The 763-nt window shown below is 45.6% G+C and carries 1 protein-coding gene; it reads left to right on the top strand.

Annotation, left to right across the window (positions count from 1 at the left end; genetic code table 11):
- Nucleotides 1-667: methyl-accepting chemotaxis protein (locus tag R7Q09_RS25140; protein WP_318143820.1), on the top strand; the 667-nt coding region annotated here is incomplete at its 5' end.
- Between the last annotated feature and the right edge of the window lie 96 nt (nucleotides 668-763).

Here is a 763-nt window from a genome sequence, read left to right as displayed (position 1 = left end):
AGGCTCTTTGGAAATGGTTCAACGTGTTGAGTCTGCATCCGAAGAAGGCCGAAATGTCATGAGTAGCAACATTTCGACCATCAATCAGCTAGAAACGCGCCTTCACGAGTCTGTGTCTGCCGTTTCTGAACTGCAAAAGATGAGTGGTCAAATTGGCTCAATTTTGGATGTCATCCGCAACATTGCTGAGCAAACCAACTTGTTGGCTCTCAATGCCGCGATTGAAGCGGCACGTGCAGGAGAACAAGGACGCGGATTTGCCGTGGTAGCCGATGAGGTACGTGTGCTGGCATCGAAAACCACACAATCCACCACAGAAATCGAATCGATGATCAGCAATCTGCAATCGAGCTCTCAGTCAGCCAACCAAGTGATTCAAAGCTGCATGAGTGATATGGAAATGTCGGTAGAGCAAGCTTCGAAAGCGAACAGTTCAATGGAAGAGATCCAAGCACTCATTATCGAAATCAGCCAAATGAGTACGCACATTTCTCAAGCGGCAGCAGAGCAAAGCGAAACCTCAGCAGATATAGCGCGCAACATTGAAGACATCAACAATATTGCGGATGAAAGTTACCACGCGATGTCGAGCATCACTCATACGAGTGAATCTCTCACTCAGCTTGCTCATCAGCAAAATGAATTAGTCCATCGCTTTAAATTGTAAATTTTTATGCAATAGTTGATGCAACCAGCTGTATAAGGGCGACTTTTTATGAAGTCGCCCTTGTTTTTTCTCGGCCTTGTCTACATATGGGTAATA

The sequence above is a fragment of the Vibrio sp. 2130-1 genome (assembly GCF_033339515.1).
This window is presented reverse-complemented; position numbering and strand designations above follow the sequence as displayed.